Annotated in this window: 1 protein-coding gene; it reads right to left on the bottom strand. The window is 58.4% G+C overall.

Annotation, left to right across the window (positions count from 1 at the left end):
- Positions 1-17: 17 nt before the first annotated feature.
- Positions 18-1,138, bottom strand: a protein-coding gene (locus HV742_RS32025) for an IS3 family transposase (protein ID WP_175147287.1) whose coding sequence is annotated in 2 segments (ribosomal slippage) — positions 18-880 and positions 880-1,138 — 1,122 coding nt in all. Because the reading frame shifts where the segments join, the coding sequence is not laid out codon by codon here.
- Positions 1,139-1,199 lie beyond the last annotated feature (61 nt).

The following is a 1,199-nucleotide window of genomic DNA, read 5'->3' as shown; positions in this document are numbered from 1 at the left end:
TTGACCTGCCCCCAGACTTAGTACGGCACCGACATAGAGTCCAGGGTTAAAAACCGTTGTTGCCGATGCGCCTGAGCAAACTGCTCCGGCGTTAAGTATCCCAGCGCGCTATGCGGGCGTTCGGTGTTGTACTCGACGCGCCAGGCTTCGATCAAGGATTTGGCTTGGCGCAGCGACAGAAACCAATGCTCATTCAGGCATTCATCGCGGAATTTTCCGTTGAAGCTCTCGATGTATGCATTCTCCACGGGCTTGCCTGGTCTGATGAACGACAGCTTCACGCCAACCTGATAGGCCCAAGCGTCCAAGGTCCTGCCGGCAAACTCCGGGCCGTTGTCCACGGTGATGGATTTGGGCAGCCCACGCAGTTCCGCAAGCCGTTGCAGCACCTGTGCCACCCGCAATCCCGGCAGTGATGTATCGACCTCGATGGCAAGACACTCGCGCGTGTAGTCATCGACGATATTCAAGCACCGGAACCTGCGGCCATAGGCCAGACCGTCGGACACGAAGTCCATTGACCAGCTCTGATTCGGCGCCGTCGCAACGGGACGAACTACCCGTTCTGCGGGAGCGATGCGCTTGCGGCGACGCTTTCGAACGCTCAAGCCGGCTTGGCTGTAAAGCCGCCAGACCCGCTTGTGATTCGTCTGCCAGCCTTCACGGCGCAGCAGAATATGGATGCGCCGATAGCCGTAGCGTCGTTTGAGCGCTGCCATCTCCTTCATGCGCTCGGTCAATGCCACATCGCCCGTACGCTTACTTTCATAAGCGAATAGCGACCGGGAAATGCCTACCAGCCCGCAGGCCCGGGTGATACCCATGCCGCGCTCGGTCATCAACGTTCTGACCGCTTCGCGTTTGGCCTGCGGGCTTGCTACTTTCGGCTCAAAAGGTCCTGAAGCGCAGCCTTGTCCAGCATCGATTCAGCCAACAGCTTCTTGAGCTTGTTGTTCTCTTGCTCCAGCTCCTTCAGTCGCTGGGCGTCCGAGACGGTCATACCGCCGAACTTCGCCTTCCAGTTGTAGTAGGTGGCCTCCGAGATCCCGTGCTTGCGGCACAGCTCGGCTACCTTGGCGCCTGCCTCGGCCTCCTTCAGCACTCCGATGATCTGTTCTTCCGTAAATCGCTTCTTCATTGCCGTTCCTTTGTGAACGGACTCTACATCGATTTCGTACTAACCACGGGGAGCAGGTCAC

This window comes from Achromobacter ruhlandii (genome assembly GCF_902859695.1).
Lineage (GTDB): Bacteria > Pseudomonadota > Gammaproteobacteria > Burkholderiales > Burkholderiaceae_B > Achromobacter > Achromobacter ruhlandii.
Note: the sequence above shows the minus strand (reverse complement) of the source record. Positions and strands in the feature narration are given on the sequence as shown.